This is a genomic window from Allorhizocola rhizosphaerae (genome assembly GCF_003426775.1).
GTDB lineage: Bacteria > Actinomycetota > Actinomycetes > Mycobacteriales > Micromonosporaceae > Allorhizocola > Allorhizocola rhizosphaerae.
Map to the genome: position 1 here is coordinate 1 of NZ_QJUG01000025.1, position 24,783 is coordinate 24,783.

26 protein-coding genes are annotated in these 24,783 nt (G+C 68.0%); 17 read left to right on the forward strand and 9 right to left on the reverse strand.

What is annotated here, in order from left to right; all coding sequences use genetic code 11:
• The 6 genes from argS to DM816_RS07255 form a co-directional block, all read left to right on the forward strand.
• The coding region (gene argS / locus DM816_RS07230) for an arginine--tRNA ligase (protein ID WP_211588579.1) at positions 1–1,586 on the forward strand (1,586 nt) is incomplete at its 5' end.
• Between the two features lie 9 nt (positions 1,587–1,595).
• Positions 1,596–2,990, forward strand: coding sequence for a diaminopimelate decarboxylase (gene lysA / locus DM816_RS07235; RefSeq protein WP_117209367.1), 1,395 nt, complete (start codon positions 1,596–1,598; stop codon positions 2,988–2,990).
• A gap of 20 nt (positions 2,991–3,010) precedes the next feature.
• Positions 3,011–4,276, forward strand: a complete 1,266-nt coding sequence (locus tag DM816_RS07240; RefSeq protein WP_170318792.1) for a homoserine dehydrogenase — start codon at positions 3,011–3,013, stop codon at positions 4,274–4,276.
• Positions 4,277–4,419: 143 nt separating this feature from the next.
• On the forward strand, positions 4,420–5,454 hold the full coding sequence (gene thrC / locus DM816_RS07245) for a threonine synthase (RefSeq protein ID WP_117209369.1): 1,035 nt from the start codon (positions 4,420–4,422) through the stop codon (positions 5,452–5,454).
• A complete protein-coding gene (locus tag DM816_RS07250) occupies positions 5,454–6,887 on the forward strand; it encodes a hypothetical protein (RefSeq protein WP_117209370.1) in 1,434 nt (477 codons plus the stop codon). The genes thrC and DM816_RS07250 overlap by 1 nt, the downstream gene beginning before the upstream one ends.
• Positions 6,888–6,896: 9 nt before the next feature.
• A complete protein-coding gene (locus DM816_RS07255; RefSeq protein WP_117209371.1) occupies positions 6,897–8,108 on the forward strand; it encodes an MFS transporter in 1,212 nt (403 codons plus the stop codon).
• Positions 8,109–8,359: 251 nt separating this feature from the next.
• Here the strand turns inward: DM816_RS07255 and DM816_RS07260 are convergent, their stop codons facing one another.
• On the reverse strand, positions 8,360–8,842 hold the full coding sequence (locus tag DM816_RS07260; RefSeq protein ID WP_117209372.1) for an anti-sigma factor: 483 nt from the start codon (positions 8,840–8,842) through the stop codon (positions 8,360–8,362).
• Positions 8,843–9,168: 326 nt separating this feature from the next.
• Here DM816_RS07260 and DM816_RS07265 point away from each other — a divergent pair, with 326 nt between their 5' ends.
• Positions 9,169–10,023 carry an SPFH domain-containing protein gene (locus tag DM816_RS07265; protein WP_117209373.1) on the forward strand — a complete coding sequence of 285 codons (855 nt, stop codon included), beginning with the start codon at positions 9,169–9,171 and terminating at the stop codon, positions 10,021–10,023.
• A gap of 123 nt (positions 10,024–10,146) precedes the next feature.
• On the opposite strand, the gene DM816_RS42280 is transcribed toward DM816_RS07265, so the two are convergent.
• Complete coding sequence (locus tag DM816_RS42280) at positions 10,147–10,470, reverse strand: hypothetical protein (RefSeq protein ID WP_162907206.1); 324 nt, start codon at positions 10,468–10,470, stop codon at positions 10,147–10,149.
• Between the two features lie 46 nt (positions 10,471–10,516).
• Here DM816_RS42280 and thrB point away from each other — a divergent pair, with 46 nt between their 5' ends.
• Together thrB and rho are read left to right on the forward strand one after the other, a co-directional pair.
• Positions 10,517–11,404: a homoserine kinase gene (thrB, locus tag DM816_RS07275; RefSeq protein ID WP_117209375.1), complete on the forward strand. Its 888-nt coding sequence runs from the start codon at positions 10,517–10,519 to the stop codon at positions 11,402–11,404.
• Between the two features lie 293 nt (positions 11,405–11,697).
• Positions 11,698–13,467 carry a transcription termination factor Rho gene (gene rho, locus DM816_RS07280; RefSeq protein ID WP_117209376.1) on the forward strand — a complete coding sequence of 590 codons (1,770 nt, stop codon included), beginning with the start codon at positions 11,698–11,700 and terminating at the stop codon, positions 13,465–13,467.
• Positions 13,468–13,657: 190 nt separating this feature from the next.
• Here rho and DM816_RS07285 read toward each other — a convergent pair whose 3' ends face one another.
• Positions 13,658–14,542 (reverse strand): phosphatase domain-containing protein, encoded by an 885-nt coding sequence (locus DM816_RS07285; protein ID WP_117209377.1) that lies wholly within the window; start codon positions 14,540–14,542, stop codon positions 13,658–13,660.
• Positions 14,543–14,642: 100 nt separating this feature from the next.
• Here DM816_RS07285 and rpmE point away from each other — a divergent pair, with 100 nt between their 5' ends.
• The 4 genes from rpmE (at position 14,643) to DM816_RS07305 (ending at position 17,457) form a co-directional block, all read left to right on the forward strand.
• On the forward strand, positions 14,643–14,876 hold the full coding sequence (gene rpmE / locus DM816_RS07290; protein WP_117209378.1) for a 50S ribosomal protein L31: 234 nt from the start codon (positions 14,643–14,645) through the stop codon (positions 14,874–14,876).
• 61 nt (positions 14,877–14,937) lie between these two features.
• Complete coding sequence (gene prfA, locus DM816_RS07295) at positions 14,938–16,026, forward strand: peptide chain release factor 1 (RefSeq protein WP_117209379.1); 1,089 nt, start codon at positions 14,938–14,940, stop codon at positions 16,024–16,026.
• Positions 16,027–16,069: 43 nt separating this feature from the next.
• On the forward strand, positions 16,070–16,693 hold the full coding sequence (locus DM816_RS07300) for a TetR/AcrR family transcriptional regulator (protein WP_117209380.1): 624 nt from the start codon (positions 16,070–16,072) through the stop codon (positions 16,691–16,693).
• A complete protein-coding gene (locus tag DM816_RS07305; RefSeq protein ID WP_211588580.1) occupies positions 16,690–17,457 on the forward strand; it encodes a maleylpyruvate isomerase family mycothiol-dependent enzyme in 768 nt (255 codons plus the stop codon). The genes DM816_RS07300 and DM816_RS07305 overlap by 4 nt, the downstream gene beginning before the upstream one ends.
• Here DM816_RS07305 and DM816_RS07310 read toward each other — a convergent pair.
• The 5 genes from DM816_RS07310 to DM816_RS07330 all read right to left on the reverse strand — a co-directional run bounded on the left by DM816_RS07310 (position 17,434) and on the right by DM816_RS07330 (position 21,815).
• The gene (locus DM816_RS07310; RefSeq protein ID WP_117209381.1) at positions 17,434–17,823 is read right to left on the reverse strand and encodes a hypothetical protein; all 390 of its coding nucleotides are present in this window, start codon (positions 17,821–17,823) and stop codon (positions 17,434–17,436) included. The genes DM816_RS07305 and DM816_RS07310 overlap by 24 nt on opposite strands.
• A 28-nt stretch (positions 17,824–17,851) precedes the next feature.
• On the reverse strand, positions 17,852–18,640 hold the full coding sequence (locus tag DM816_RS07315) for an ABC transporter permease (RefSeq protein WP_117209382.1): 789 nt from the start codon (positions 18,638–18,640) through the stop codon (positions 17,852–17,854).
• 3 nt (positions 18,641–18,643) lie between these two features.
• Positions 18,644–19,423: an ABC transporter permease gene (locus DM816_RS07320; protein ID WP_117209383.1), complete on the reverse strand. Its 780-nt coding sequence runs from the start codon at positions 19,421–19,423 to the stop codon at positions 18,644–18,646.
• Positions 19,420–20,412: an ABC transporter ATP-binding protein gene (locus DM816_RS07325; RefSeq protein WP_117209384.1), complete on the reverse strand. Its 993-nt coding sequence runs from the start codon at positions 20,410–20,412 to the stop codon at positions 19,420–19,422. Before DM816_RS07325 ends, DM816_RS07320 begins: the two co-directional genes overlap by 4 nt.
• A gap of 95 nt (positions 20,413–20,507) precedes the next feature.
• Positions 20,508–21,815, reverse strand: coding sequence for a fibronectin type III domain-containing protein (locus DM816_RS07330; protein ID WP_117209385.1), 1,308 nt, complete (start codon positions 21,813–21,815; stop codon positions 20,508–20,510).
• 87 nt (positions 21,816–21,902) lie between these two features.
• On the opposite strand from DM816_RS07330, the gene prmC reads away from it, so the two are divergent.
• From prmC to DM816_RS07350, 4 genes are read left to right on the forward strand one after another with little or no spacing between them, the layout of a single operon-like run.
• Positions 21,903–22,718, forward strand: coding sequence for a peptide chain release factor N(5)-glutamine methyltransferase (gene prmC / locus DM816_RS07335; protein ID WP_117209386.1), 816 nt, complete (start codon positions 21,903–21,905; stop codon positions 22,716–22,718).
• Positions 22,715–23,371: an L-threonylcarbamoyladenylate synthase gene (locus DM816_RS07340; RefSeq protein ID WP_117209387.1), complete on the forward strand. Its 657-nt coding sequence runs from the start codon at positions 22,715–22,717 to the stop codon at positions 23,369–23,371. The genes prmC and DM816_RS07340 overlap by 4 nt, the downstream gene beginning before the upstream one ends.
• On the forward strand, positions 23,368–23,940 hold the full coding sequence (locus tag DM816_RS07345) for an arsenate reductase/protein-tyrosine-phosphatase family protein (protein ID WP_246001671.1): 573 nt from the start codon (positions 23,368–23,370) through the stop codon (positions 23,938–23,940). The genes DM816_RS07340 and DM816_RS07345 overlap by 4 nt, the downstream gene beginning before the upstream one ends.
• Before the next feature lie 2 nt (positions 23,941–23,942).
• Positions 23,943–24,314 carry a hypothetical protein gene (locus DM816_RS07350; RefSeq protein ID WP_117209388.1) on the forward strand — a complete coding sequence of 124 codons (372 nt, stop codon included), beginning with the start codon at positions 23,943–23,945 and terminating at the stop codon, positions 24,312–24,314.
• A gap of 34 nt (positions 24,315–24,348) precedes the next feature.
• Here DM816_RS07350 and DM816_RS07355 read toward each other — a convergent pair whose 3' ends face one another.
• On the reverse strand, positions 24,349–24,693 hold the full coding sequence (locus tag DM816_RS07355; RefSeq protein ID WP_162907207.1) for a hypothetical protein: 345 nt from the start codon (positions 24,691–24,693) through the stop codon (positions 24,349–24,351).
• Between the last annotated feature and the right edge of the window lie 90 nt (positions 24,694–24,783).

A 24,783-nucleotide genomic window follows, 5' to 3' on the forward strand; every position in this document is an offset into this window, starting at 1 on the left:
CGCGTGATCTTGACGTGTCCGTGCTGCCCGTCACGGTCACCGTCGAGCGTCCGCGCAATCCGGAGCACGGCGACTACGCCACCAACCTGGCCCTGCAGGTCGCCAAGAAGGTGGGCGTCAATCCGCGCGAGCTGGCCGGCGCGCTCGCCGACCGGCTGCGCGAGCACCGCGGCGTGGCCTCGGTCGAGATCGCCGGGCCGGGTTTCCTCAACGTGCGGGTCGACGCGGCCGCCGCGGGCGAGCTGGCCCGCACGGTGGTCATCCAGGGTCCGGCCTATGGTCGCGGCGAGGCGATGAAGGGCCTTCGGCTCAACCTCGAATTCGTGTCGGCCAACCCGACCGGGCCGATCCATCTGGGCGGGGTGCGCTGGGCCGCCGTCGGCGACGCGCTGGCGCGCCTGCTCAAGGCCGAGGGCGCCGACGTGACCACGGAGTATTACTTCAACGACGCGGGCGCGCAGATCGACCGTTTCGCCAACTCGCTCCTCGCCAGCGCCCGGGGCCTGCCGACCCCCGAGGATGGCTATGCCGGCGCCTACATCACGGAGATCGCAAACGCGATCAAGGCGAAGCACCCGGACGCTGACGATCCCGAAACCTTCCGGGTCGAGGGTGTCGAGCTGATGTTCCAGCAGATCAAATCCTCGCTGGCCGAATTCGGTACCCACTTCGATGTCTTTTTCAATGAAAAGGACCTGCACACCAGGGGCGAGCTCGAGCTGGCGCTGCGCCGGCTGCGCGAGCAGGGCAACGTTTACGACTCCGACGGCGCAGCCTGGCTGCGCACCACCGATTTCGGTGACGACAAAGACCGGGTGATCGTCCGCAGCAACGGCGACTTCACCTACTTCGCGGCCGACTGTGCCTACTACCTCGACAAGCGCAACCGCGGCTTCGACAAGGTGATCATCATGCTCGGCGCCGACCACCACGGTTACGTCGGGCGGATGCGGGCGCTCGTGGCGTGCTTCGGCGACGATCCCGACCGCAACCTCGAAATCCTGATCGGGCAGATGGTCAACCTCGTGCGCGAGGGGGAGCCGGTGCGGATGAGCAAGCGCGCCGGCACGGTCGTCACCATGGAAGACCTGGTCGAGGCGATCGGCGTGGACGCCTCCCGCTACGCGTTGGCCCGCTACAGCAGCGACTCGCCGATCGATATCGACATCGATCTGTGGACGCGGGCCAGCCGCGACAATCCCGTCTACTACGTGCAATATGTGGCCGCGCGCACCGCCGGTGTGGGGCGCCAAGCCGCCGACGCGGGGCTGACCCGCGACACGCACGGCTTCGATCCCGCCCTGCTCGCCCATCCCAAAGAGCTGGAGCTGCTCAAGGCCCTGGGGGACTACCCGTCCGTCGTGGCCAGCGCCGCGGAGCTGCGCGAGCCCCACCGGGTCGCGCGCTACCTCGAATCGCTCGCCGGTGAATACCACCGCTTTTATGAGGAGTGCCGGATCCTGCCGCGCGGCGACGAGGAGATCTCCCCGCTGCACGTGGCTCGACTCTGGCTCAACGACGCCACCAGGACGGTGCTGGTCAATGGACTTGGCCTGCTGGGCGTCACCGCACCAGAACGGATGTAATCGACAAGCATGAGTGGCAGAGCGCACGAGGCGGGTGCGATTCACGGCGATTTCGGCTATCGGGGTCCGGCGTGGCTTCGGGTACCCCCCGATGTCAACGCCCTGATGACCTCGCTGTGGCCGCAGACCGCGCGCAAGGGCGACGACGACGGGGTGCTGCGGGTCGGCGGCATTCCGGTCACCGAGCTGGCGCGTGAGTTCGGCACGCCCGCCTACTTTCTCGACGAGGCCGATTTCCGGGCCCGCTGTGGCGCCTTCAAGAAGGCGTTCGACCGCGCCGATGTGTATTACGCGGGCAAGGCGTTCCTCTGCAAAGCGGTCGTCCGCATGCTTATGGGCGAAGATTTAAGCCTTGATGTGTGTACCGGCGGCGAGCTCGCGACCGCGCTGAGCGCCGGCATGGCTCCGGCCCGGATCGGCTTCCACGGCAACAACAAATCACCACGCGAGCTGGAGCGGGCGCTCGACGCCGGCGTGGGCCGCATCATCGTGGACTCGTTCGACGAGATCGACCGCCTGACCAGCCTCGCCGAGCGCCTGGGCAAGCCGGCCCGAGTCATGATCCGTGTCACGGTCGGCGTGGAGGCCCACACGCACGAGTTCATCGCGACCGCCCATGAGGACCAGAAGTTCGGCTTCGGCCTGGCCAGCGGGGCCGCGTTCGCCGCCGCCGAGCGCATCCTGCGCGATGGCGTGCTCGACCTGCTGGGCCTGCACTCGCACATCGGCTCACAGATCTTCGACGCGTCCGGGTTCGAGGTCAGCGCGCGCCGCGTCCTGGGCCTGCACAAGCGGATCCTCGACGAGCTCGGCGTCCAGCTGCCCGAGCTGGACCTCGGCGGCGGTTTCGGCATCGCCTACACCAGTCAGGACGACCCGTCCACGCCCGACGATCTGGCCGAGCGCATGTTCAAGATCGTCAAGGACGAGTGCGCGGTGCTCCAGATCAGAGAGCCGAAGTTGAGTGTCGAGCCGGGCCGGGCGATTGTCGGCCCGTCCATGTTCACCCTCTATGAGGTGGGCACGGTCAAGCCGCTCGACGGGCTGCGCACCTACGTCAGCGTCGACGGCGGCATGAGCGACAACATCCGCACGGCCCTCTACGACGCGGCCTATTCGGCCACCCTCGCGTCGCGTAGCTCACACGCCGAGCCTACGCTCGCCCGCGTGGTGGGAAAACATTGTGAAGCGGGGGACGTGGTAGTGAAGGATGAATTCCTGCCATCGGACATCCGGCCAGGAGATCTTCTTGCGGTGCCCGGCACCGGCGCCTACTGCCGGAGCATGGCGAGCAACTACAACCACGTGCCGAGGCCGCCCGTGGTCGCGGTGCGAGACGGGCAGGCACGAGTGATCGTGCGCAGGGAGACCGAAGCGGACCTCCTTGCGCTGGATGTGGGGTAGGTGCGGATATGAGCCAGAGCGTGAAGGTGGCGCTGCTTGGGTGTGGCGCGGTGGGCTCCGAGGTGGTGCGCCTGCTGCATGAGCAGGCCGACGATCTGGCGGCGCGCATCGGGGCCCCGGTCGAGCTGGTCGGCATCGCGGTGCGCCGGCCCAACCGGGACCGCGGCTTCGACCCGTCGCTGTTCACGACCGACGCGCTCAGCCTGATCAAGCGGGACGACGTCGACGTGGTCATCGAGCTGGTGGGCGGGATCGAGCCGGCGCGCACGTGGCTGGTCGAGGCCCTCCGCGCGGGCAAGAGCGTGATCACCGGCAACAAGGCCCTGCTCGCCGAGGATGGTGGCGCGCTGCATGACGCGGCCAACGAGGGCGGGGCAGACCTGTACTACGAGGCGTCCGTCGCGGGCGCGATCCCGCTGCTGCGCCCGCTGCGCGAGTCGCTGCACGGCGACCGCATCACGCAGGTGACCGGGATTGTCAACGGCACCACCAACTTCATTCTGTCCGCCATGGACGCCACGGGCGCGGGCTTCAGCGAGGCGCTGGAGGAGGCGACCGCGCTCGGTTACGCGGAGGCCGACCCGACCGCCGATGTCGAGGGTTTCGACGCGGCGGCGAAGGCGGCGATCCTGGCCAGCCTCGCGTTCCACACGCGCGTCCGGGCCGAAGACGTCTACCGCGAGGGCATCACCGAGGTCACGGCCGCCGACGTGGCCAGCGCCAAGGCGATGGGCTGCGTCATCAAGCTGCTGTGCATCGCCAGCCGCACCGATGGCGGCGTTTCGGTGCGCGTGCACCCGGCGATGATTCCGCGCACGCACCCGCTTGCCAGCGTTGGCGACGCCTTCAACGCCGTTTTCGTGCGGGCGGAGGCGGCCGGGCAGCTCATGTTCTACGGACCGGGTGCGGGCGGCGCGCCGACGGCAAGCGCGGTGCTGGGCGATCTGGTCGCGGTGGCGCGCAACCGCCTTGCCGGGGTCCGCTCGGCGAGCGAGTCGGTCTACGCCGACCTTCCGGTGCGGCCGATGGGCGATGTGTCGACGCGCTATCACATCAGCTTGGATGTGGCCGACAAGGCCGGTGTGCTGGCGGGGGTGGCCGGCGTGTTCGCCAAGCACGGGGTGTCGATCGCGACGGTGAACCAGTCGGGGCGCGGCGACGATGCCGTGCTCGTCATCGTCACGCACGCGGCGACGGACAAGGACCTGTCGGCGACCGTCGCAGAGCTGCGCACGCTCGACGTGGTGCGCTCGATCGCCAGCGTGCTGCGGGTCGAGCGGGAGTGAGCCGTGGTGTGGTCGGGCGGGTGTGCTGCGGGTCGAGCGGGAGTGAGCCGTGGTGTGGTCGGGCGGGTGTGCTGCGGGTCGAGGGAGAGCGAGCCGTGGCGCGGTCGATGGCAAGTGTTCTCCCAGCCGAAGGAGAGTAAGCCATGACATGGCGAGGATTGATTGAGGAGTTCCGCGATCGGCTGCCGGTCACCGCGACGACGCCAGTGATCACTTTGCACGAGGGCAACACACCTCTGGTACCGGCAAAGGCATTGGAAGAACGCACCGGGTGCGAGGTCTGGCTGAAGGTGGAGGGCGCCAACCCCACCGGTTCGTTCAAGGACCGCGGCATGACGGTGGCGGTGTCCAAGGCGGTCGAGCAGGGCGCCAAGGCGATCATCTGCGCGTCGACCGGCAACACGTCGGCCAGCGCGGCGGCCTATGCGGCGCGGGCCGGGATCACCTGCGCGGTCCTTGTGCCGCGGGGCAAAATCGCGCTCGGCAAGCTCGCCCAGGCCCTGGTCCACGGGGCAAAACTGTTGCAGGTGAGCGGAAATTTCGACGACTGCCTCAACCTCGCCGGCAAGCTGTCGCAGGACTATCCGGTGGCGCTGGTCAATTCCGTCAACGTGGACCGGCTGCACGGGCAGAAGACCGCGTCGTTTGAAATCGTTGCGGCGCTTGGCGATGCGCCCGACATCCACTGCCTGCCGGTTGGCAACGCGGGCAACATCACGGCGTACTGGATGGGATATAAAGAAGATGGCAAGGCGCCGCGGATGTTCGGCTTCCAGGCGGCGGGCGCCGCGCCGATCGTGACCGGGCAGGTGGTCGCCGAGCCGTCGACGATCGCGACCGCGATCCGCATCGGCAATCCCGCGTCGTGGACGAAGGCGATCGACGCGCGGGACGAGTCGGGCGGGCTCATCGAATCCGTGACCGATCGGGAAATTCTTGCCGCATATCGGCTTCTGGCCCGCGAGGTGGGCGTGTTCGTGGAGCTCGGCTCGGCGGCCAGCGTCGCGGGGCTGCTGCAGAGCAGCGCCAACGGCAAGCTACCGCGGGGCAAGCGGGTGGTGTGCACGGTCACCGGGCATGGGCTGAAAGACCCGGAATGGGCGATCTCCACCGCGCCCGCGCCGACGACGATCAACCTGGATCCGTTGGCCGCGGCGAGAGCCCTTAACCTAGCCTAGTGAAAAAATGGTTGGCCGCCTTCGCGGTGCTGCTCGGCATGCTGGTGATCCGCAACTGGTTCCTGTTCAGCGCGCCGCTGTATGAGCTCGGCGACACCGGGGCCAACTCCATCATCGTGGGCCAGGCCAAGCACTTCGACCTGTTGGTGGGCAACTATTCCCGGCAGGGGTTCAACCACCCGGGCCCGGCGTACTTCTACCTGCAGGCGTTCGGCGAATGGCTGTTCCACGACACCTTGAAGATCGTCCCGACGCCGTGGAACGGGCAGCTGTTCACGCTCTACGCGCTCAACGCGTTCATGTTCGCCACCGTCGTGACGATCATCGGTGGGCGGCGCGGGCCGTGGGTGCTGCTGGCGCTCATCGCGCTGATCGCGCTCCAGCCGCAGATCATCAACAACGCATGGATGCCGTTCCTTTACGTGCCAACCTTTATGCTGTTTCTCGTCGCGTGCGCGTCGGTGGCGTCGGGCCGGCCCACCTATCTGTGGGCGGTGGCGCTGGCGGGCGGGTTTCTGGCGCACGGGCACGCCGTGTTCCTGATGTTCGTGCCCGTGGTGGCGGGCGTAGCGGCGTTCCTGTTCATCCGCGGGCGCGGGTTCAGGTGGCGGGAGTGGCTGCCCGCGTTGGGGATCGTCGCCGTGTTCCTGTTCCCGATGGTGCTCAACACCGTGCTGCACTGGCCGGGCGAGTTCGGCAAGTATGTGGGCTACGGCAGCTCGTCGAGGGCGGGCGGCAACCCGATCCTGCACGCGGTCGGATATGTCGCCTGGTATTGGTGGCCGACGAAGTCGGTGCCGGTGGCGCTGATGGGTGTGCTGCCCGTGGCCGCGCTCATCTACGGGGCCACGCGGGTGAAAGACCCGTTCGTGCGCAGAGGGCTGTGGCTGTCCGCCGTGGTCACGGGGTTGTTCGTGTTCTACGCGTATGCGGGCATCGACTACCTCGGCGACCCATACATGGGCTTCTTCTACTGGGCGGTGCCGCTGTTCTTCGCCGCTGCCGTGACGATCGGCGCGGTGGACCGGTTTCGCGGGCCGGGGTGGGCGGTGCAGTGGGCGCCGCTCGTGCTTGTCGCGGTGGTGATGGCGGTCGTGCCGGGGTTTCGTACCATCACCAACGACAACGACCCGGCCGTGCCGGCGACCCTTGCGGCGCTCGAAAGCCGGGCCGCCGGGCGGCCGATCGTGGTCGAGATCGGCGGCAGCGACATCGGGCCCGAGTTGCCTGGACTGGCCAAGTGGGCGCAGCGGGAGGGCATCCGGATGTGCGTGCTCGACCCGCACTGGCAGTTCATCACGACTTCCCAGTTCATATGCACGGATGCCGATGTGGTGCAAGGGTTCCGGGTCATCCGGGTGAAGCGGGTGCCGGGTCAGGCCCCGATCGGACGCGAGATCGCGAGCATCGGGCACTCGGCGTTCGTGGTGTAGCGTACGTATGTGCTTTCGGTCCTTACCCGTAACCGGGACTTCCGTCGGCTGTACTTCGCGGAGCTCATCGTTTTCGGCGCCGACTGGTTCGTCATGGTGCCGCTGCTGGTGCTGCTCAACCAGTTGACCGGTAAGGGGATCTGGGGTGGGCTCGCGCTGGCCGTCGAGACCGGTGTGGTGGCGCTGCTCCTGCCGTTCACGGGGACCATCGCCGACCGGTTCGACCGCAAGCACATCATGATCGTTGGCAACCTGGCCTCGCTCGCGGCCGTGGGCGGGCTGTTCTTCGTGCGCGGGCCTCTGGCCGGGCCGATCGCGCTGATCGCCCTGGCGGGCATGGCGGTGGCCAAGGCGTTCTATTCGCCGGCGGCCAGCTCGGCCATTCCCAACCTGGTCGATCGGGACGATCTGGCCAGCGCCATGGCGGTCGCGGGCACGACGTGGGGCACGATGACGATCATCGGCTCGTCGGTGGGTGGCCTGCTCACCGCGTGGTTCTCGGCGTACGTGTGTTTCGGGATCGTCGCTTTTGGACTGGCCGTCGCGGCGCTGCTCACGTGGCGGATCCGGCGGCCGATGCAGGAGGCCGTGCCGAAGGTGGCGCCGCCGCCGTTCTCCGCGATCCGTGAAGCCCTCGGATACGTGCGGCGCACGCCGAAACTCCTGGCGCTGGTGACCGTCAAGTCCGCGGTGGGCCTGGGCAACGGGGTGCTCACGACGTTTCCGATCCTGGCGGCCGCGGTCTATGGGGTCGGCGCGCGCGGCCTCGGCATCATGTTCGCCGTGCGGGGGTTGGGCGCACTGGTCGGCCCGCTGGTGTTCCGGCGCGTGCTCAACCGGCCCAACTGGTTGCTGCCCGGCCTGGCGCTGTCCATGAGCGCCTACGGGTTGTTCTACATTGGAGTGTCGGTTTCGCCGTGGTTCGGCCTGGTGCTGGTGTTCATCTTCTTCGCTCACCTCGCGGGCGGCGGCAACTGGGTCATGTCGGGATTCGCCATCCAGCAGATCGTGCCGGACGAGTTGCGCGGGCGGGTGAGCGCGACCGACACGATGGTGGCCATGCTCTCCATAACCGTGTCACAGCTGATCGTCGGGCTGTTCGTGGACTCCATCCCGCCGCAGATCCTGATCGCCTGCTGCGCGGCGACGACGCTGAGCTACGCCATCGGCTGGCGCCTCGTGACCCGGCGGCTCAATCAGGCTGAGGTTTCAGCCGTGTGAGAAGGCTCAGGTTTAGCCGTGTGAGAAGGCTCAGGTTTAGCGGTGTGTGAAGGCTCAGGTTTAGCGGTGTGTGAAGGCCGGCGTGACAGCCGTGTGAGAGGGCTGAGTTTCAGCCGGGTGTGAGGCCCGGGTTTCAGCCGTGTGAGACGGCTGAGATTTCAGCCGTGGGTGAAGGCTGACGTGACAGCCGTATGAGAGGCTGACGTGACAGCCCTGTGCAAAGGCTGGCGTGACAGCCCTGTGAGAATGATTCAGGGCGACAGCACGATCTCCGCGACCAGCGGGAGTGTCGGGCTGACCTGACCGGCCGCCCGCTCGATCGTCACGCCGAGCGCTCGCTTGTCCCGCACCACGCGGAACACCAGTGTGGTGTCGGTCTGATTGGGCTGCAGCAGGCCGATCGAACGCGAATCGGTGCCCTCCATGAGCCAGATCTGGTAGGCCCGGTCCTGCCCGGTGGGCTTGGCCTCCTTCAACACCACGATCGCGGTGTCGCGCTGCCACGAGATGATCAGTGTGACCGTGCCGCCGTCGCGCAGCTGCGCCGACTTCAGCGTCGCGTCGGGCGCGGCGAGCACCGCGCGCAGTTCGGTCTCGTGGTGGTGGAACGTGATCCGCTGCTCCCGCAGGCGCAGCTCCTGCACCACATACATCGCTGAGGCCGCCACAATCGCCGCAACCGCGGGGGCGGCTGCTTTTCGCGCATTCTGCCGCAACCACGACACCAGGAACATTGAAAGATCTTACTTCTGCCGGTACCGCGATCGGGCGCGCCGGACGCGACTTGTTATCAAGATGGCGTTTTGTCGCGGCCGTGGCGTGCCCAATCGTCGGATCGTCCAATGTGGACGACGAGCACCGCTCACATTGCACGGAGAAGGATGAGCCTGTCGGCGACCAACGCGGCGGCGATGGCGAGCCCGACGATCAGGGCGCGTGCCCGGCGCCGGCGGCGAAGCCGGCGACCGAACCGGACCATGACCGACGTCGCGGCCGGTTGTCACGGGCTTGCGTGCCTGCGGTAGCATAGTGATATCACATTGATAGAAGGGTGATGTCAATGCAGAAACGGGCGTTCTGGGTGTCCGGGTTCCTGGTGATCGCGGTCATGCTGGCGATCATGGCCGTCGCGGCGCTCATCGCGGTTAACGTGGCGCTGCCGGAGTGGGGCATCGCGGTGACGCTCCTTGCGGCAGTGGTGATTGCCGGGCTGCTCGCCACCGGGCTGATCATCATCAGCCCCAACGACGCCCGCGTCGTCCAGTTCTTCGGCCATTACGTCGGCACGATCGACCGGCCCGGCCTGCACTGGACGTGGCCGCTGACCGAGAAGCGCAAGGTGTCCAAGCGCATCCGCAACTTCGAGACCGACCGGCTCAAGGTGTCCGACGCCGACGGCAACCCGGTGGAGATCGCGGCCGTCGTGGTCTGGCGGGTGGTCGACACATACGCGGCCAAGTTCGCGGTCGACGACTTCGTCAACTTCGTGGAGGTGCAGGCCGAGACGGCCGTGCGGCACCTGGCCACGAGCTACCCCTATGAGGCACATCACAGCGGCCGCACGAGCCTGCGCGACAGCTCCGCCGTGAGCGAGGAGCTCACGGCCGAGCTCGCCGAGCGGGCGACGTCGGCCGGGGTCGAGGTCATCGAGTCGCGCATCACGCACCTGGCCTACGCGCCAGAGATCGCCCACGCCATGCTCGCCCGCCAGCAGGCCGAGGCCATCGTGGCCGCGCGCTTCAAAATTGTCGAGGGTGCCGTCGGCATGGTCTCCGACGCGCTCGGCGGCCTGCGCGAGCATGGCATCGTAGACCTCGACGAGGAGCGCAAGGCGCAGATGGTGTCCAATCTGCTGGTCGTGCTGTGCGGTGACCGCCCGGCGCAACCCATCGTCAACGCGGGGACGCTCTACTGAGGACAGTCGCACATGCCTGAGCGCAAGAAACTGTTGCTACGGCTGGATCCGGCCGTCCACGACGCCATGGCGAAGTGGGCGGCCGACGACCTGCGCAGCGTCAACGCCCAGATCGAATACGCGCTACGGATGGCCCTCAAATCCGCGGGCCGGGCGCTTGACAAAGATCTGCGCGAGGATCAGTCCTAGGCCGACCAAAAAGAGCAGGTTGGAGACCGTGTTGAAGACCAACATGGAGAGCGCGATGCTTTCTCCCCTCAGGTCGTCCACCGCCGAGAGGATCCAGGGCCATGCGATGGCCGCAACCCGCTCGAGCACGAGGACGCCCACGCCGGCGGCCGCTAGCGGGTGGCGCTTTACGAGCAGCACGATCGCCGCGGCGATCAGCAGAAGCATGATCGCGATCGATTCGATGCTGAGGAGCGCATTCAAGACCTTCAAGGACACGCGAACCACCGTATAGGAACACCGCTATAGGAGCCCCGCTTAGGATGTGGCGGTGGCGATCTCCTACACCGTGCGGGTGCCCGCGACCAGCGCCAACCTTGGCCCGGGCTTCGACAGCCTCGGCCTTGCCCTGACTCTGCACGACGAGGTCACCGCGACGTTCACCGATGGCCCGACCAAGGTGGAGATCGAGGGCGAGGGTGCCGGGGAGCTGCTCACCGACGACCGCCACCTGATCGTCTACGCGATGCGCGAGACGTTCGCCGAGATTGCGCGGCCGCAACCCGCAGGCGTCGTGCTGCGCTGCGTCAACCGCATCCCGCAGGCACGCGGGCTCGGATCGTCCAGCGGGGCGATCGTGGCCGGGGTGACGCTGGCCAACGCGCTGGCGGGAAGCCCACTGGACCGTGCGGGGGAGCTGCGCATCGCCGGGCGGATCGAGGGGCACCCGGACAACGTGGCCCCATGCCTGCTCGGCGGGTTCACCATCGCGTGGACCGCGGGCGGCACGGCCAAGGCCGTGTCGCTGGCGCCGCGGCCCGACATCCGGCCGACTCTGCTGGTACCGGCAAATCAGGGTTTTACCAAAGAGGCGCGTGCGGCGCTGCCCAAGACCGTCCCACACGCGGACGCCGCGTTCAACGCCGCGCGGTCGGCGCTGCTCGTGCACGCGATGACGGCGGATCCGAGCCTGCTGTTCGAGGCCACGGAGGACCGGCTGCACCAGGATTACCGCGCGGGATCGATGCCCGCGAGCGCGGAGATGGTCCGGCAGCTGCGGGCGCTGGGCGTCGCCGCGGTGATCAGCGGCGCTGGGCCGAGTGTGTTGGCGCTCACTGCGCTTCCTGTCGGATTTGAGCCAGGGAGGCGGTGGTTGACCCATAGCCTGGCTGCGGAAACGGCTGGCGCGGCGATCCAGCCGGGTAACATTTAGCGTACGTTCGGACACGCCGAACGGGCCCGGTGTTGCCGCTGGTGGCACCGGTTGACTACGCTCTAGGGCAGCACAGCCGCGAAGCGCCCGATCCATCTGCGGGGCGGCGCAAACCCTCAGTTCTTCTCAGGCGTCCACCCGCAGCCACAGATCGCCTCATGCGCGTCTGAGCAACAACCTCCCGCGAGCACTCCCAGACCGGTGTGCTCTGCGGGTATCCGAGGCCGCCCGGCCACTTCTCCAGGCGTTTCGCCAGATCCGGGCAGCCCCGGCCAATCGAGGGAAGGAATCCATTGAGCGACACCACCGACACGATGTCGGCTGTTTCCCAGGTCGCTGACGACGCCTCCACCGGCCGGCGCCGCCGTAGCAGTGGAAGCGGGCTGTCCGCCAAGCTGCTGCCGGAACTGCAGGCCATGGCTGCGGGGATGGGCATCACGGGCACGGGGCGGATGCGCAAGGGCGAGCTCATTGCCGCCATCACCGCTGCTCAGACCGGGGGATCGCCGAGGGCGCGGGCAGCGTCCGCGCCGGCACGCGAGGAGGTCCGCGCCGAGGTGCGCGACTCCGCTGCCGAACCAGTAGCCGAGCCGGAGGCCGTGCGTCGGCCGAGCCGGCGGGTCAGCCGCACCTCGGGTCCGCCCGAGCAGGCCTCTTTGCTGGACGCCGCGCCAGAGGGCGAAGCGGCCCCTGCGCAGAAGGAGGAGCGCGGCCAGCGACGGTTCGAGCGCGACAACCGCGAGAGCCGGGAAGGCCGTGAGGGCCGGGACAACCGCGAGAGCCGGGAAAGCCGCGACGGACGTGACGGCGACGACGACGGTGACGGCCGGCGCAGCCGGCGCAGCCGCTTCCGCGACCGCCGTCGTGGACGTGATCGAACTCACGCCGACAGTGCTGGTGCTGCCGGGAGCGAGCCGCAGGTCGCCGAGGACGACGTGCTGGTGCCGGTCGCGGGCATCGTCGACGTGCTCGAAAACTATGCCTTCGTGCGGACGACGGGCTACCTGTCGGGTCCCAACGACGTTTACGTGTCGATGTCCCAGATCAAGAAGTACGGTCTGCGCCGCGGTGACGCGATCACGGGTGCCGTGCGCTCGGCGCGCGAGGGCGAGCAGCGCCGCGACAAATACAACCCGCTGGTCCGGCTCGACACGATCAACGGCATGGATCCGGAGGAGGCGCGCAAGCGGCCCGAGTTCTACAAGCTCACGCCGCTGTATCCGCAGGACCGCCTGCGCCTGGAGACCGAGCCGCACATCCTGACCACCCGGGTCATCGACCTCGTGATGCCGATCGGCAAGGGCCAGCGCGCGCTCATCGTTTCCCCGCCCAAGGCGGGCAAGACGATGATCCAGCAGGCCATCGCCAACGCGATCACGAAGAACAACCCCGAGTGCCACCTGATGGTCGTGCTCGTCGACGAGCGGCCCGAAGAGGTCACCGACATGCAGCGCTCGGTCAAGGGCGAGGTCATCGCCTCGACCTTCGACCGCCCGCCGCAGGACCACACCACGGTCGCCGAGCTCGCGATCGAGCGGGCCAAGCGCCTGGTCGAGCTCGGCCACGATGTGGTCGTGCTGCTCGACTCGATCACCCGCCTGGGCCGGGCCTACAACCTGGCCGCGCCCGCGTCGGGCCGCATCCTGTCGGGTGGTATCGACTCGACGGCGCTGTACCCGCCGAAGCGCTTCCTGGGCGCCGCGCGCAACATCGAAAACGGCGGATCGCTAACCATCATCGCCAACGCGCTGGTGGAGACCGGTTCGGCGATGGATTCGGTGATCTTCGAGGAGTTCAAGGGCACGGGCAACGCCGAGCTCAAGCTCGACCGCAAGATCGCGGAGAAGCGGGTCTTCCCGGCCATCGACATCGACCCGTCCGGCACGCGCAAGGAGGAGATCCTGCTCGCGCCGGAGGAGCTTGTGATCATTCACAAGCTGCGCAAGGTGCTGCACTCGCTGGAGTCGCAGGCCGCGATCGATCTGCTGCTCGACCGGCTCAAGCAGACCCGGACCAACATCGAGTTCCTGATGCAGATCGCGAAGTCGACACCCGGGGAGTAGTGCTGTATTGCTTTGCTCCTGCTAAAGCAAGTCGCGGGCGGACCGCCCCTTGAGGGCGACGCCATCCAAGCCGATCTTGACCACCTCGTGGCGCTGGTGAGGTATCGCTTGGCGGACCTGCCGTGTCAGCAGTCCGCCGCGATTCCTCACTTGCGTAAAAGATCGTCAGGATGGCGCCGCCGGCGGTCCGCTAGAAGTTTCCTTCGGCGACCTGGAAGACCGTCAGCCCGAGCTGACGCCACATCTGTACGACCTGGTTGCGGTCATCGAACACCGCGATGACCCGCCAGGCGTGCCGGATGCGGTCCTCGAAGATCTCGCGCTTGACGACGGCGTCCTTGCGGGCGTCGCCGGTCGTGCGCATGTACAGCGCGGCATAGGGCACACCGACGTGCTTGGCCAGCCACTCCTCGGTGAGATGGCGGTAGTCGTCGGTGCGGCCCGTGCAGTAGATGATCGTGTGTCCGGCCGCGTGCATGGCGCGCACGGCCTCGATCACCGGTGCGTTTGGACTGTCCAAATGCACCAGACTGCTGTCGTATGGGCTGCGCTCGCCCATGATGGCCACCGTGCCGTCGAGGTCGACCAGGATCGCGGGCGGCAGGTCGAGGCTGGGCTCGTATTTCTCCACCTTCACGGCCGTCGGCAGCTCGATCTTCGAGCGGCCGCCGGCCAGGTAGCGGCGATACATGTCGAAAATCACGTCCCGGCCGACCTGCTCGGCTTCCGGTCGCAGCGCATCCCGGTCCGCGCAGATTTCCGGGGGTACGGAGGTGAAGTCCTCGATGACCGCCGACGCGCCCGCCCGCAGGGCCAGGTCGGCGAGCTCGCGAACGGTCCGGCCGCGCAGGTTGGTGTCGTCGCAGATCACGTTGACGCCCCGGGCGAGCAGCGCGGTGATGGCGGCGTGCTGCGCGAGGGTCACGTGTCGCTCGTGCCGATCGTTGCCCGAGTAGCCGCCGTGAAGCATGCGCCGCAGCTCGTCCCGGTTGACGCGCACCGCGTTGCGCTGCGCCTTGGCCCAGGTCGTCTTGCCGGAGCCGGGCAGACCGCGGGTGATGGTCAACGTCGCCACGTCCCCATCTTGAGCTATAGTTATCGGTCGTCTCCAGGTACTGGTTCACGTCGTGATTTGCACGGCGACCCAGCGACCGCGTTTGAAAGGACTATCGGCGATGAAACCCGGCATCCACCCGCAGTACAACGTGACCACGGTCACCTGTTCGTGCGGCAACACCTTCCAGACCCGCAGCACCGCCAAGGGCGGGGCGATCCACACCGAGTCGTGCAACGTCTGCCACCCGTTCTACACGGGCAAGCAGCGCATCCTCGACACCGCCGGCCGGGTGGCCAAGTTCCAGGCCAAGTACGCCAAGGTCCAGAAGAAGGACTCGAAGGACTCCAAGTAGCTGTCCCGCCGACGCCCGCCCTTATTCGGGGGCGGGCGTCGAGCCGTATCTGGGGGAGACCATGACCACTGATCGCTTGTCGGCGCTGCTGGCCGAGTATGGGGAGCTGGAGAAGCGGCTCGCCGATCCGGCCATCCACGCCAACCAGGCAGAAGCCCGCCGGGTCGGCCGGCGCTTCGCCGAGCTGACCCCGATCCACAAGACGGCGGGCGAGCTGGCGGCGCTGCGCGACGACCTGGCGGCGGCCCGCGAGCTGGCGGCGGCCGACCCCGAGTTCGCGGCCGAGGCGTCCACCTTGGAGGCCCGCATCCCGCAGGTCGAGGAGAAGCTCGCCGAGCTGCTCGCGCCGCGGGACCCCAACGACAGCAAGGACGTCATCCTGGAGATCAAGTCCGGGGAGGGCGGCGAGGAGTCGGCGCTGTTCGCAGGCGACCTGCTGCGCATGTACCTGCGCTACGCCGAGCGGCACGGCTGGGTGACCGAGATCCTGGACTCGCAGGAGTCCGACCTGGGTGGCATCAAGGACGTCGCGGTCGCGATCAAGACCAAGGGTGTGCCGGACGGCGGCAACGGCGTCTGGTCGAGGCTCAAGTGGGAGGGCGGCGTGCATCGCGTGCAGCGCGTTCCGGCCACCGAGTCGCAGGGCCGCATCCACACCTCCGCAGCCGGTGTGCTGGTCGCGCCCGAGGCGGAGGAGACGGAGATCGAGATCGATCCCAACGAACTGCGCGTCGACGTGTTCCGGTCGAGCGGGCCGGGTGGGCAGTCGGTGAACACGACCGACTCGGCGGTGCGCATCACGCACCTGCCCACCGGGATCGTGGTCAGCTGCCAGAACGAGAAGTCGCAGCTGCAAAACAAGGCGTCGGCGCTGCGCCTGCTGCGCGCCAAGCTGGCCCAGTTGGCTGAGGAGCAGGCGGCGGCGGCCGCGTCGGATGCGCGCAAGGCCCAGGTGCGCACGGTGGACCGGTCGGAGCGGATCCGCACCTACAACTTCCCGCAAAACCGGATCACCGATCACCGCATCGGGTTCACGGCGTACAACCTCGATCTGGTGATGGGCGGCGAGCTCGACGCGGCTCTCGACGCGCTGAGCACCGCCGACCGCGCTGCCCGGCTCGCGGGCGAAACGGAACTGTCCCGGCAGTAGGTAGAGGGTTGACCGCGTTTGGCTATAGGTCGTAGCTTTAGTTATGGCCAATAGCCAAACGCGCCGCCAGTTGCGACGCGAAGAGACCATCGCGCAGATTCTGGCGCTCGCCGTGGAGCTCATGTCGGCAGAAGGCGTTGCGGCGCTTAGCCTTTCGGATGTCGCGCGGCGGCTCGGCATCCAGCCGCCGTCGCTGTTCAAGTATTTCCCGTCCAAGCTCGCGCTCTATGACGCGCTGTTCGCGGAGGGCGCGCGACAGGTGCTGGCGGAGTTCCGTGGGGCCGTGCGGGAGGCCGAGCCGGGCGTGCCCGCGTTGCGGGCGGCAGTCGCCGCCGTCGGCCGTTGGGGCCTGGCCAACCAGGCGTTGGCGCAGCTGCTGTTCTGGCGTCCGGTGCCAAGGTTTGTGCCATCGCAGAAGTCGTTCGCGCCCGCCGTGGAGTTCGTGGACGAGATCGGTGAGGTGTTGCGGGCGGCTGTGTCGTCGCGCCAACTGCGCCCCGAGGCGGCGGAGGAGCCGGCGCAGGCGCTGCTTTCCACGCTCATCGCAGGGGCGATGACCCAGCAGATGGCCAACGAGCCCGACGCGGCCTTTGAGGATGGGCGATTCACGAGCCTGCTGCCACGGCTGATTGACATGTTCGTCGCGGCGCATGGAGGCAAGCTGTGATCGCGCGAACGTCCATGGTGGAGGCCGTGGAGCTCGGCCTGGCCGAGCTGGGTGCGGAGCTGAGGTTGCTGCGCTCGCTGGAGAAGGACGACTGGGCGCGGCCGACCGACTGCACGGGTTGGACGGTGCACGATGTGGTCGCGCACGTGGTCGGGCAGTTCGAGGGTGCCGCACGGCCGGACCGCATGCTGCGCCGGATCAGGGCGGCCAAGCGCATGCCCGGCGTTGGTGTGCTCGATGGGCACAACCGGCTGCAGGTGGCCGAGCGGGCGGGTGTGCCCTCGGCCGAACTCGTTGACCAGCTTGCCTATTGGGGGCCGCGCGGCATCCGTGCGTTGGGCCGGATGCCTGCGCCCTTGCGCCGCATGCGGTTGAGCCGGATGTTCCCGGAGGCGCGCGAGATGGTCGAGGATTCGATGGACTACCTGATCCGCGTCATCGGACCACGCGACCCGTGGATGCACCGCATCGACGTGGCCGTGGCAGTGGGCAGGCCCATTGAGCCGCAGCCGCATGACGGTGCCATCGTGGAGCAGGTTGTGCGCGACTTCGTGCAGGCATGGACCGGCCCGGCGGCCACGCTCCGGCTCGACGGCCCGGCGGGCGGCAAGTGGCTTGCGGGCCAAGGGATTCCGGTCGCCGAGCTGCACGCCGACGCGGTCGAGTTCTGCCGCCACGTGTCCGGCAGGCCTTCGCGAGAGCCGGTGGTCGGCGGGGATCCAGTCGTCGGGGCGCAACTGCTAGCCGCTCGGGTGGTGTTCTAGCGCCGCCCGCACGATCACGCAGTAGTTGGAGATGGCGCGGTTGGCCCGTTGGTTGCGTCCCGGCTCGGCGGTGACCAGGGCGCGCATCGCCTCGCGTCCCATGGCCTGCAGCACGAGGTCGTCGGATGAGGCGGCGGCAGCTGCGCCGGTGGCAAGCCTGTGCAGCCACCCGGTACCGGCTAAGTCTGGAAGGCCCACGGCGTAGGAATGGTTGGCGCTGTAGGTGCAGGCCACCTCTCGGGGCACGGTGTAGGGCCGGACGGCAGCCGCCCACTGCCCGCAGCCGGCGGCCAGCAGGTGCCCGGTGAACTCCACGACGAACAGCGGCGCAGCCGGCCAGAAGCAGTAACACTCCGAGAGCGGCACGCATCATGTGCGTAGTTATACGGGAAAATCAGTGTCCCGAACTGTCGTATCTCCGCAGTCCCCGGCGGAACACCGTGCGGGCCAGCCACACGCAGTAGGCGGCGACCAATGGGCCGAGCAATCCCACCCATCCGGCCGATCTGTCGAGCAGCCACGAGACGGGAAAGAACGTCACGAATGCGAACGGCACGACGAACGTATACACCGCGCGTATCCCGGCTCCGTAGATCGTCAACGGGTACTTAATCATGTCTTCGAAGGTGTGGACCGCGATGGCCAGGAATGGGTGCGGGCCCGAGATCCAGAACGTGGCCGCGTTGGTGATCGCGATGATGGACAGGTGGATGGTGGCCGCGCTGGCGAGCAACACGAGTCCGATCACGACGGTCAGCGGCGTCCAGTCCACGTCGACGTGAAACAGCGCCCAGCCCAGCATCGCGCCGCCGGTGACGATGTCGCCGACCCCGTGCAGGCCGATGCCGCTGCTGAACACCTGCACCGTCACGGGCGCCGGGCGCACCAGCGGATAGTCGAGCGTGCCCTGGTTGACCATCCACGACAGCCGCCACACACCCTCGAAGAACAGCGGTGAAAGCCCGCCGATGACGCTCCACACGCCCATCAGCAGCACGGCCTCCGCATAGGACCACCCGTTGAGCGCGGGCACGTGGGCGAACACCGCGCTCAGGAACAGCAGGTTGAGCGCGTTGAACATCGCGCCCGCGACGATCAGCACCCAGAAGTCGGCCTCATATTCCAAAAGCGACCGGAAGTGTGCGCCCAGACTTCGCCGGTAGATCCGCATCGTGCGAAACATCGCTCAACCCCCGTGCACCGTCAGCGCCCGCAGCGCACCGCGCCACAGCAGCCTCGCCCCGAACCACAGCGCGAGCACCCAAAACACCTGCAGCCCAAGCAGTCTGGCCGCCTCCGCGCCCGTGGCCTGGCCCAGATACAACGCGGCCGGGGTGGCGGTGATCCCCGCGAACGGCAGCAGCGACGCGGGCACGCTCAGCCAGACCGGCAGCATCGAAAGCGGGATCAGGCCACCGGAAAACAGCCAGATGATCGCGTCCTTGGCCCACGAGATGCCCATGAAGTTGTGCGTCCAGAAGCAAAGCATCGCCGTGAGATAGGTGAAACAAAATTTCAGCGGTACCACACAGGCGAACGACAGCAGGAACAGAAACACATTGGCCGGACCCGGGATGCTGCCGGTGAACGCGATGACCGCGCTCGCCGCGATGAGGATGGCCGGGATCTCGGTGGCCAGCCCGCCCGCGTGCTCGGCGAACCGCGACCCCTGGTAGTCCACCGGCTTGGTGAGGTCGGTGGCGACGTGCCCCTCCCTGATCCGGTCGGCCATCCGCCAGTCGCCCTGGGACGCGCCGATCGAGCCCGCGGCCCAGGCCACCACGAGATAGGCCTTCATCATGGGCCAGTCGTATCCGGCGATCGCGCCCTCGCCGAGCAGCGCGTGCCACACCGACAGCGAGCTGATCAGGATCGCGCCACCGCCCAGCCACCCGATCAGCGCGCTGAGCCGGTAGGCGAACGTGCGCCTGGCCGACATCAGGAACATGCTGAGATAGGGCTTCATACCAACAGTTCCCCCGCATACACCTTGCGCACCACGTCTTCGATCGCCGGCTCGTCGAGGTGGAACTCGCCCACCTCTGCGACCTGCAGCACGGCCGCGATGATCTGGCCCGCCGTGTGCGCGAAGCGGTCGAACGCGATGGTGACCTCGCTGCCCTCCCCCGACACATCGGCAGTGGACAGGTGCTTGGCTATCACGTCCATCGGCGTGCCGTCGGTGATGTGCAGGTGCATCCGGCGGGTGCGGGCGAAGCTGTCCTTCATCTGCGCGAGCGGGCCGTCGAAGATTTTGCGACCCTCGTCGATGATGATGATCCGCTCGCACACGTCCTCGATGTCGCCGAGATCGTGCGTGGTGAGCATCAGTGTCGTGCCGTCGGCTCGCAGCTCGCGCAGGAACTTGCGCACCTTGTCCTTCACCGCGATGTCGAGCCCGATGGTGGGCTCGTCCAGGTACACAATCCTGGGTTGATGGAGAAGCGCGGCGGCCAGGTCGGCCCGCATCCGCTGGCCCAGGGAGAGCTTGCGGGCCAGCACCGGCATCAGCTCGCCGATGCCGAGCACCTCGTCGAGTCGCTCGATGCGTTGCTGGTAAAAGCCTTTGGGCAGGTCATACATGTCGCGCAGCAGCCCGAGGGACTCCCGGACCGGCAAATCCCACCAGAGCTGGCTGCGCTGTCCAAATAGGACACCGATGTTGCGCGCGTTGGCGATGCGGTCAACGTGCGGCGTGACGCCCGCGACCTCGACGCTGCCGGAGGTGGGCACGAGGATGCCGCACAGCAGCTTGATGGTCGTGGACTTGCCCGCCCCGTTGGGCCCGACGTAGGCCACGGCCTCGCCCGCCTCGATGGACACGTCGATCCCGTTGACCGCGGGCACATCTTTGAACCTGCGTTGAAACAGATGCTTCACCGAGCCGCGAAGGCCCGGACCCTTCTGCGGCCGGCGGAACACCTTCGTCAGGCTCTGAGCCTTGACCAATCCCATGCACACCACTCCCTTCCGGCGAGGCCATGCTCTTGCACGGCGGGGATCGCCAAGGAGCGGTCCGAGCTTGCGCCGCTGCGGAAAGGCCCTGTGGGCTAGCTTTGCGTCTCCGGTGGGGACGGGTCAACAGATTTTGGGCCGACCGCGATGGTCCTGGTCTGGGTCAGCCCGGAGCAGGTGGCCCTCATCTGCCAGCTGCCGGAATAGAGGTGGAACGACGCGCCATTGACGTCCTTCACCAGGCCGTCCGGGTCGACGTAGATGGTGTCACTGAATGAGTTGGCCTCGGTCTTGGGCCTGACGACCAGATGCGGGCCGAGGTAGACGTCGACGGTCTGGCAGGGCCAGCCGGCGCCGCTGATGTCGAAAGACTGTGCATAGGGGACGGTGGGTGGCGCGTTCAAGGCAGGGTCGTCGGTGCGGACCGTGATCGTGTTGCTCTCCGGCGACTCCCGGCCCATCCGGCTGAAAGCCTTGACACTGAACGTGTATGACGTGCCGGGCGTGAGGTTGATGACGGTGTCGGTGGTGCCTGTCGTGGACGCGACCTCTTGGCCGTTGGCGTAGATGCGATAGCGGTCGAGGCCGCCCGTGCCCAGCTCGGCCGGGGCGCGCCAACTGAGCGTGACGGATGTGCGGGTCTTGGCGGTGTGGGCGAGCGAGCGCGGCGCGGAAGGCGCGAGCGTGCGCATCGAAGAGTTTGTGGGTGCCGCCGGAGCGAGACCGGTGGGCTCGGCCGACGGCGAAGGGCTTGGCTCTTCGGATGGTACGGGCGAGGGCGCCGGCGGATCGGGGAAGACGTGCGTTGACGGCAGCGGGCCGGGGATTGCCGCGGGCTCCGGGTAGTTCACCAACGCGATCGCGGCCACGGCGACGAGCGTGAGCCCGGCGGCCGAGGGAACCCACAGGCGCATCCGCCGGCGCGGGGGATCGGGCTCCCCGCCCGGTGCGCCCCACGGGATGATCTCGGGCTCGGGCTCGGGCACCTCAACCAGCAGTGGCACCGCCGGTGTCAGGGTCGTGGTCGTGGTCGTGGTTGTGGCGGCCGCCGGCTCGATCGGCAGCGGCGCGGACACGGCATCGCGGGCGACCCGCCACAGCCCGATGGCCGTCTCAATGTTGGCCTTGAGTGCCTGCGCGGTGCTGAAGTGCACGACCGTCGGCAGCACCACGGTCTCCCACGACGAGGCGGGCAGCGACGCGCCGTTGCGGATGGCCGTCCAGATCGGCACGAAGTCCCTGTCCTGCAGGTAGACCCCGGCGAGGCGGTGGTCTAGCGGCAGGTCGGGATCGCGTAGCCGATCGAGGATGTCGGCGTGAATGCGGTCGGCCGGGCGGTCATGGGTCAGGTCGGCGAGGAACGTGCCCAACTTCCGCACCAAATCGCGCGCCGACTCGGCCAACGTGCGCCTCCTTCACGTTTCTTCGTGGATGTTAGGAGAGGCCAACGCGGCGCGCCAGTGGAGGGTGGACAGCGTTAACGTTGCAGAATGCGTCACCTATCCGATCAACTTCGGCATCACGCCAGCTCACTGGCCCTGGCGGGGGTGCCGTCGCCCCGCGCCGACGCCGAATTGATCGCGGCGCACGTGCTCGGCGTGGCCCGCGGGAAACTGCTGCTGGTTGACCTGATCACCGATGCGCAGGCGACCCGGATCCGCGAGCTCGTCGCCGCGCGGGCCGAGCGGGTGCCACTGCAGCACCTGACGGGCACGGCCCCGTTCCTCGGGCTCGAACTCGCGGTGGGTCCGGGCGTTTTCATCCCGCGCCCGGAGACGGAGCTGCTCGCCCAGTGGGGTCTCGACGCGTTGGCGGGGCTCGACAAGCCCGTGGTGGTCGATCTGTGCAGCGGTTCGGGCGCGTTGGCGCTGGCGATCGCGCACGACCGTCCGGATGCGACGGTCTATGCGGTGGAGCGCAGCCCCGATGCGCTGAAGTGGTTGCATCGCAACGCGTCCGGCACGGGCGTCATGGTGGTCGAGGGTGACATCCGCGAGGCTGGCCTGCCCGTGGGTGTCGACCTGGTGGTGTGCAACCCGCCATACGTGCCCGGCGGGCAGGCCGTGCCGGAGGAGGTCGCGGCGGACCCGCCCGAGGCCGTGTTCGCCGGTGACGACGGGCTCGGGCTCATCCCGTCCGTGATCGAGCGGGCCGCGCAGATCTTGCGGCCCGGCGGGCGGCTGGGCATCGAGCACGACGAAACGCACGATCTGGCGCCGCTGCTTGTGCCAGACTTCACGGCGGTCGAGCGGCACCCCGATCTTGCGGGGAGGCCCCGCTTCAGCACCGCCATCAGGAAGGCATGACAGGATGGTGCGCTGTGAGGCTCTTTGATTGTCGCAACATCGACGAGCGTGACCGGGGCATCAAGGCCGCCATCGACGCGGTCGGCAGCGGTGACCTGGTCGTGCTGCCGACGGACACGGTCTACGGCATCGGCGCGGATGCCTTCAAGTCCTGGTCGGTGACCAACCTGCTCAGCGCCAAGGGGCGCGACCGGCAGATGCCGCCGCCCGTGCTGGTCGGGTCGCGGCACACCCTCGACGGCCTGGTGACGCGGATGCCGCCGCAGGCGCGCGACCTGGTCGAGGCGTTCTGGCCGGGCGCCCTCACGATCATCGTCGAGCAGGCGCCGACCCTGCAGTGGGACCTGGGCGACACGGGCGGGACGGTCGCGGTGCGCATGCCGCTGCATCCCGTGGCGCTGGAGGTGCTGCGCGCGACCGGGCCCATGGCGGTCTCGTCGGCCAACCTCACCGGCCAGCCGCCCGCCACCACCGCCGAGGAGGCGCGCGAGCAGCTGAGCTACAAGGTCAGCGTGTACCTGGAGGCGGGGCCGTGCCCGAATCCGATACCATCGACAATCGTGGATCTGACGGCGGATCGGCCGCGGTTGGTGCGCGCCGGCGCGATCTCGGTGGAGCAGATCAGCGAAGTGGTCGGCGAGGTTGATCAATGAGCAGAGCGTTCGGGCCGTTCATCGTGCTGCACGTTTGCATGGGCAACATCTGCCGCTCGCCGATGGCCGAGCGGCTGCTCGCGATGGAGCTCATGGGCAATGACGACGTGCTGTCGCACAGTGCGGGCACGGGCGGCTGGCACGAGGGCGAGGAGATGAACCCGCCCGCTGCCCGGCAGGTCATGGCGCGGGGCGGCAGCGTCGACGGGTTCGCCGCCCGCAAGCTGCGCGCCGAGCACATCGACTCCGCCGATCTGATCCTCACGGCGACCGCGGACCAGCTCGACTACGTCACCGCGCTTCGGCCCGACTCGGCCGGGCGTGCGTTCGTACTAGGTGAGTTTGGCAGGCTTTTGAAAAACGTCGATCCGCTGGCGCTGCCGCCGTCGGGCTATGAACGGGCGGTCGCCCTGGTCCGGGCCGTCGACGCGCTGCGCGACGGGCGGCCACCCGAGCGCGGCGACGATCTCGACGACCCGTGGGGGCGCGGTGAGCAGGTCTTCGCCCGCGTCGCCGACGAGATCCAGGCCACGGTGCAGCCGCTGGCCAAGATACTGATGGGCAACTGACCATGCGCTTTCTGCCGCACATGCTCGCGGTCTCCGCAGTCCTGGCCGTGGTCGCCGCCATCGGCGGGTTCGTGTTCGGGGGTGGAGCGGGCGCGCTCGGGGCCGCCGCCGGTGTGATCTTTGTCGCGCTAGCCTACGGGCTGTCGACCCTGCTGCTCGAATGGATCGAGCGGGTCAACCGGCCCATGATGCTGCCCGTCGCCCTGTTCACCTACTTCGCCAAGATCGTGGCCCTGGCCATGCTGCTCGGCGCGCTGCGTCCGTGGGCGGGCATGAAGCCGATGGTCTTCGGCGTCGCGGCGGCCACCCTGGTGTGGATCATCGCGCAGGCGAGATGGCTGGCCAAGGCCAAAATCCTCTACGTGGACCCGTAGGTCTTGGGTTTGTTCGGGCCACCCGCTGCGGAGATCACAGCGGAAGTAGGGGTTTGCAAGGGTCCCGCATGGTGCCGCTGACGAGGTTGTCGCTCTTGGTGTTGTTTTTGGAGGTACGGGACCAGTCGACCACGGTGCGGAAGGTGCCCGTGGCGCAGCCCACCTCAAGCTGGCGCGACTGATACTTCAGCGGCGCGGCATAGGTGTCCTTGCCGCGCAGGGTGAAGGTCTCCGACACGGCACTGCGCCAGTTCGTGCCATCGCGCTTCTCCAGCTTGACCTTGAGCGTGAGCACCTCGGCGCCCGGATTTTCGCAGCGGAAGCGCACCGTGCCGACGATTTTGTCGCCATCGGACACCCGCGCGGGTGCGTCGGCCATGACGTGACAGTGCACGGGCCCCTTCGCCTCGGTGCTATGTGGCTCACATCCCGCGCTGGTGATGGTGAGCAGAGTCAACGCTGTCAGTAC

What these genes read in the sequence shown, in the direction of transcription:
- DM816_RS07345 (WP_246001671.1), top strand. Translation starts at nt 23,368, where the DNA reads ATGAGCAGAGCGTTCGGGCCGTTCATCGTGCTGCACGTTTGCATGGGC.
- DM816_RS07265 (WP_117209373.1), top strand. Translation starts at nt 9,169, where the DNA reads ATGCAGAAACGGGCGTTCTGGGTGTCCGGGTTCCTGGTGATCGCGGTC.
- DM816_RS07355 (WP_162907207.1), bottom strand. Translation starts at nt 24,693, where the DNA reads ATGGCCGACGCACCCGCGCGGGTGTCCGATGGCGACAAAATCGTCGGC.
- DM816_RS07350 (WP_117209388.1), top strand. Translation starts at nt 23,943, where the DNA reads ATGCGCTTTCTGCCGCACATGCTCGCGGTCTCCGCAGTCCTGGCCGTG.
- prmC (WP_117209386.1), top strand. Translation starts at nt 21,903, where the DNA reads ATGCGTCACCTATCCGATCAACTTCGGCATCACGCCAGCTCACTGGCC.
- DM816_RS07340 (WP_117209387.1), top strand. Translation starts at nt 22,715, where the DNA reads ATGACAGGATGGTGCGCTGTGAGGCTCTTTGATTGTCGCAACATCGAC.
- DM816_RS07320 (WP_117209383.1), bottom strand. Translation starts at nt 19,423, where the DNA reads ATGAAGCCCTATCTCAGCATGTTCCTGATGTCGGCCAGGCGCACGTTC.
- DM816_RS07300 (WP_117209380.1), top strand. Translation starts at nt 16,070, where the DNA reads ATGGCCAATAGCCAAACGCGCCGCCAGTTGCGACGCGAAGAGACCATC.
- lysA (WP_117209367.1), top strand. Translation starts at nt 1,596, where the DNA reads ATGAGTGGCAGAGCGCACGAGGCGGGTGCGATTCACGGCGATTTCGGC.
- prfA (WP_117209379.1), top strand. Translation starts at nt 14,938, where the DNA reads ATGACCACTGATCGCTTGTCGGCGCTGCTGGCCGAGTATGGGGAGCTG.
- thrC (WP_117209369.1), top strand. Translation starts at nt 4,420, where the DNA reads ATGACATGGCGAGGATTGATTGAGGAGTTCCGCGATCGGCTGCCGGTC.
- DM816_RS07315 (WP_117209382.1), bottom strand. Translation starts at nt 18,640, where the DNA reads ATGTTTCGCACGATGCGGATCTACCGGCGAAGTCTGGGCGCACACTTC.
- DM816_RS07325 (WP_117209384.1), bottom strand. Translation starts at nt 20,412, where the DNA reads ATGGGATTGGTCAAGGCTCAGAGCCTGACGAAGGTGTTCCGCCGGCCG.
- DM816_RS07260 (WP_117209372.1), bottom strand. Translation starts at nt 8,842, where the DNA reads ATGTTCCTGGTGTCGTGGTTGCGGCAGAATGCGCGAAAAGCAGCCGCC.
- rpmE (WP_117209378.1), top strand. Translation starts at nt 14,643, where the DNA reads ATGAAACCCGGCATCCACCCGCAGTACAACGTGACCACGGTCACCTGT.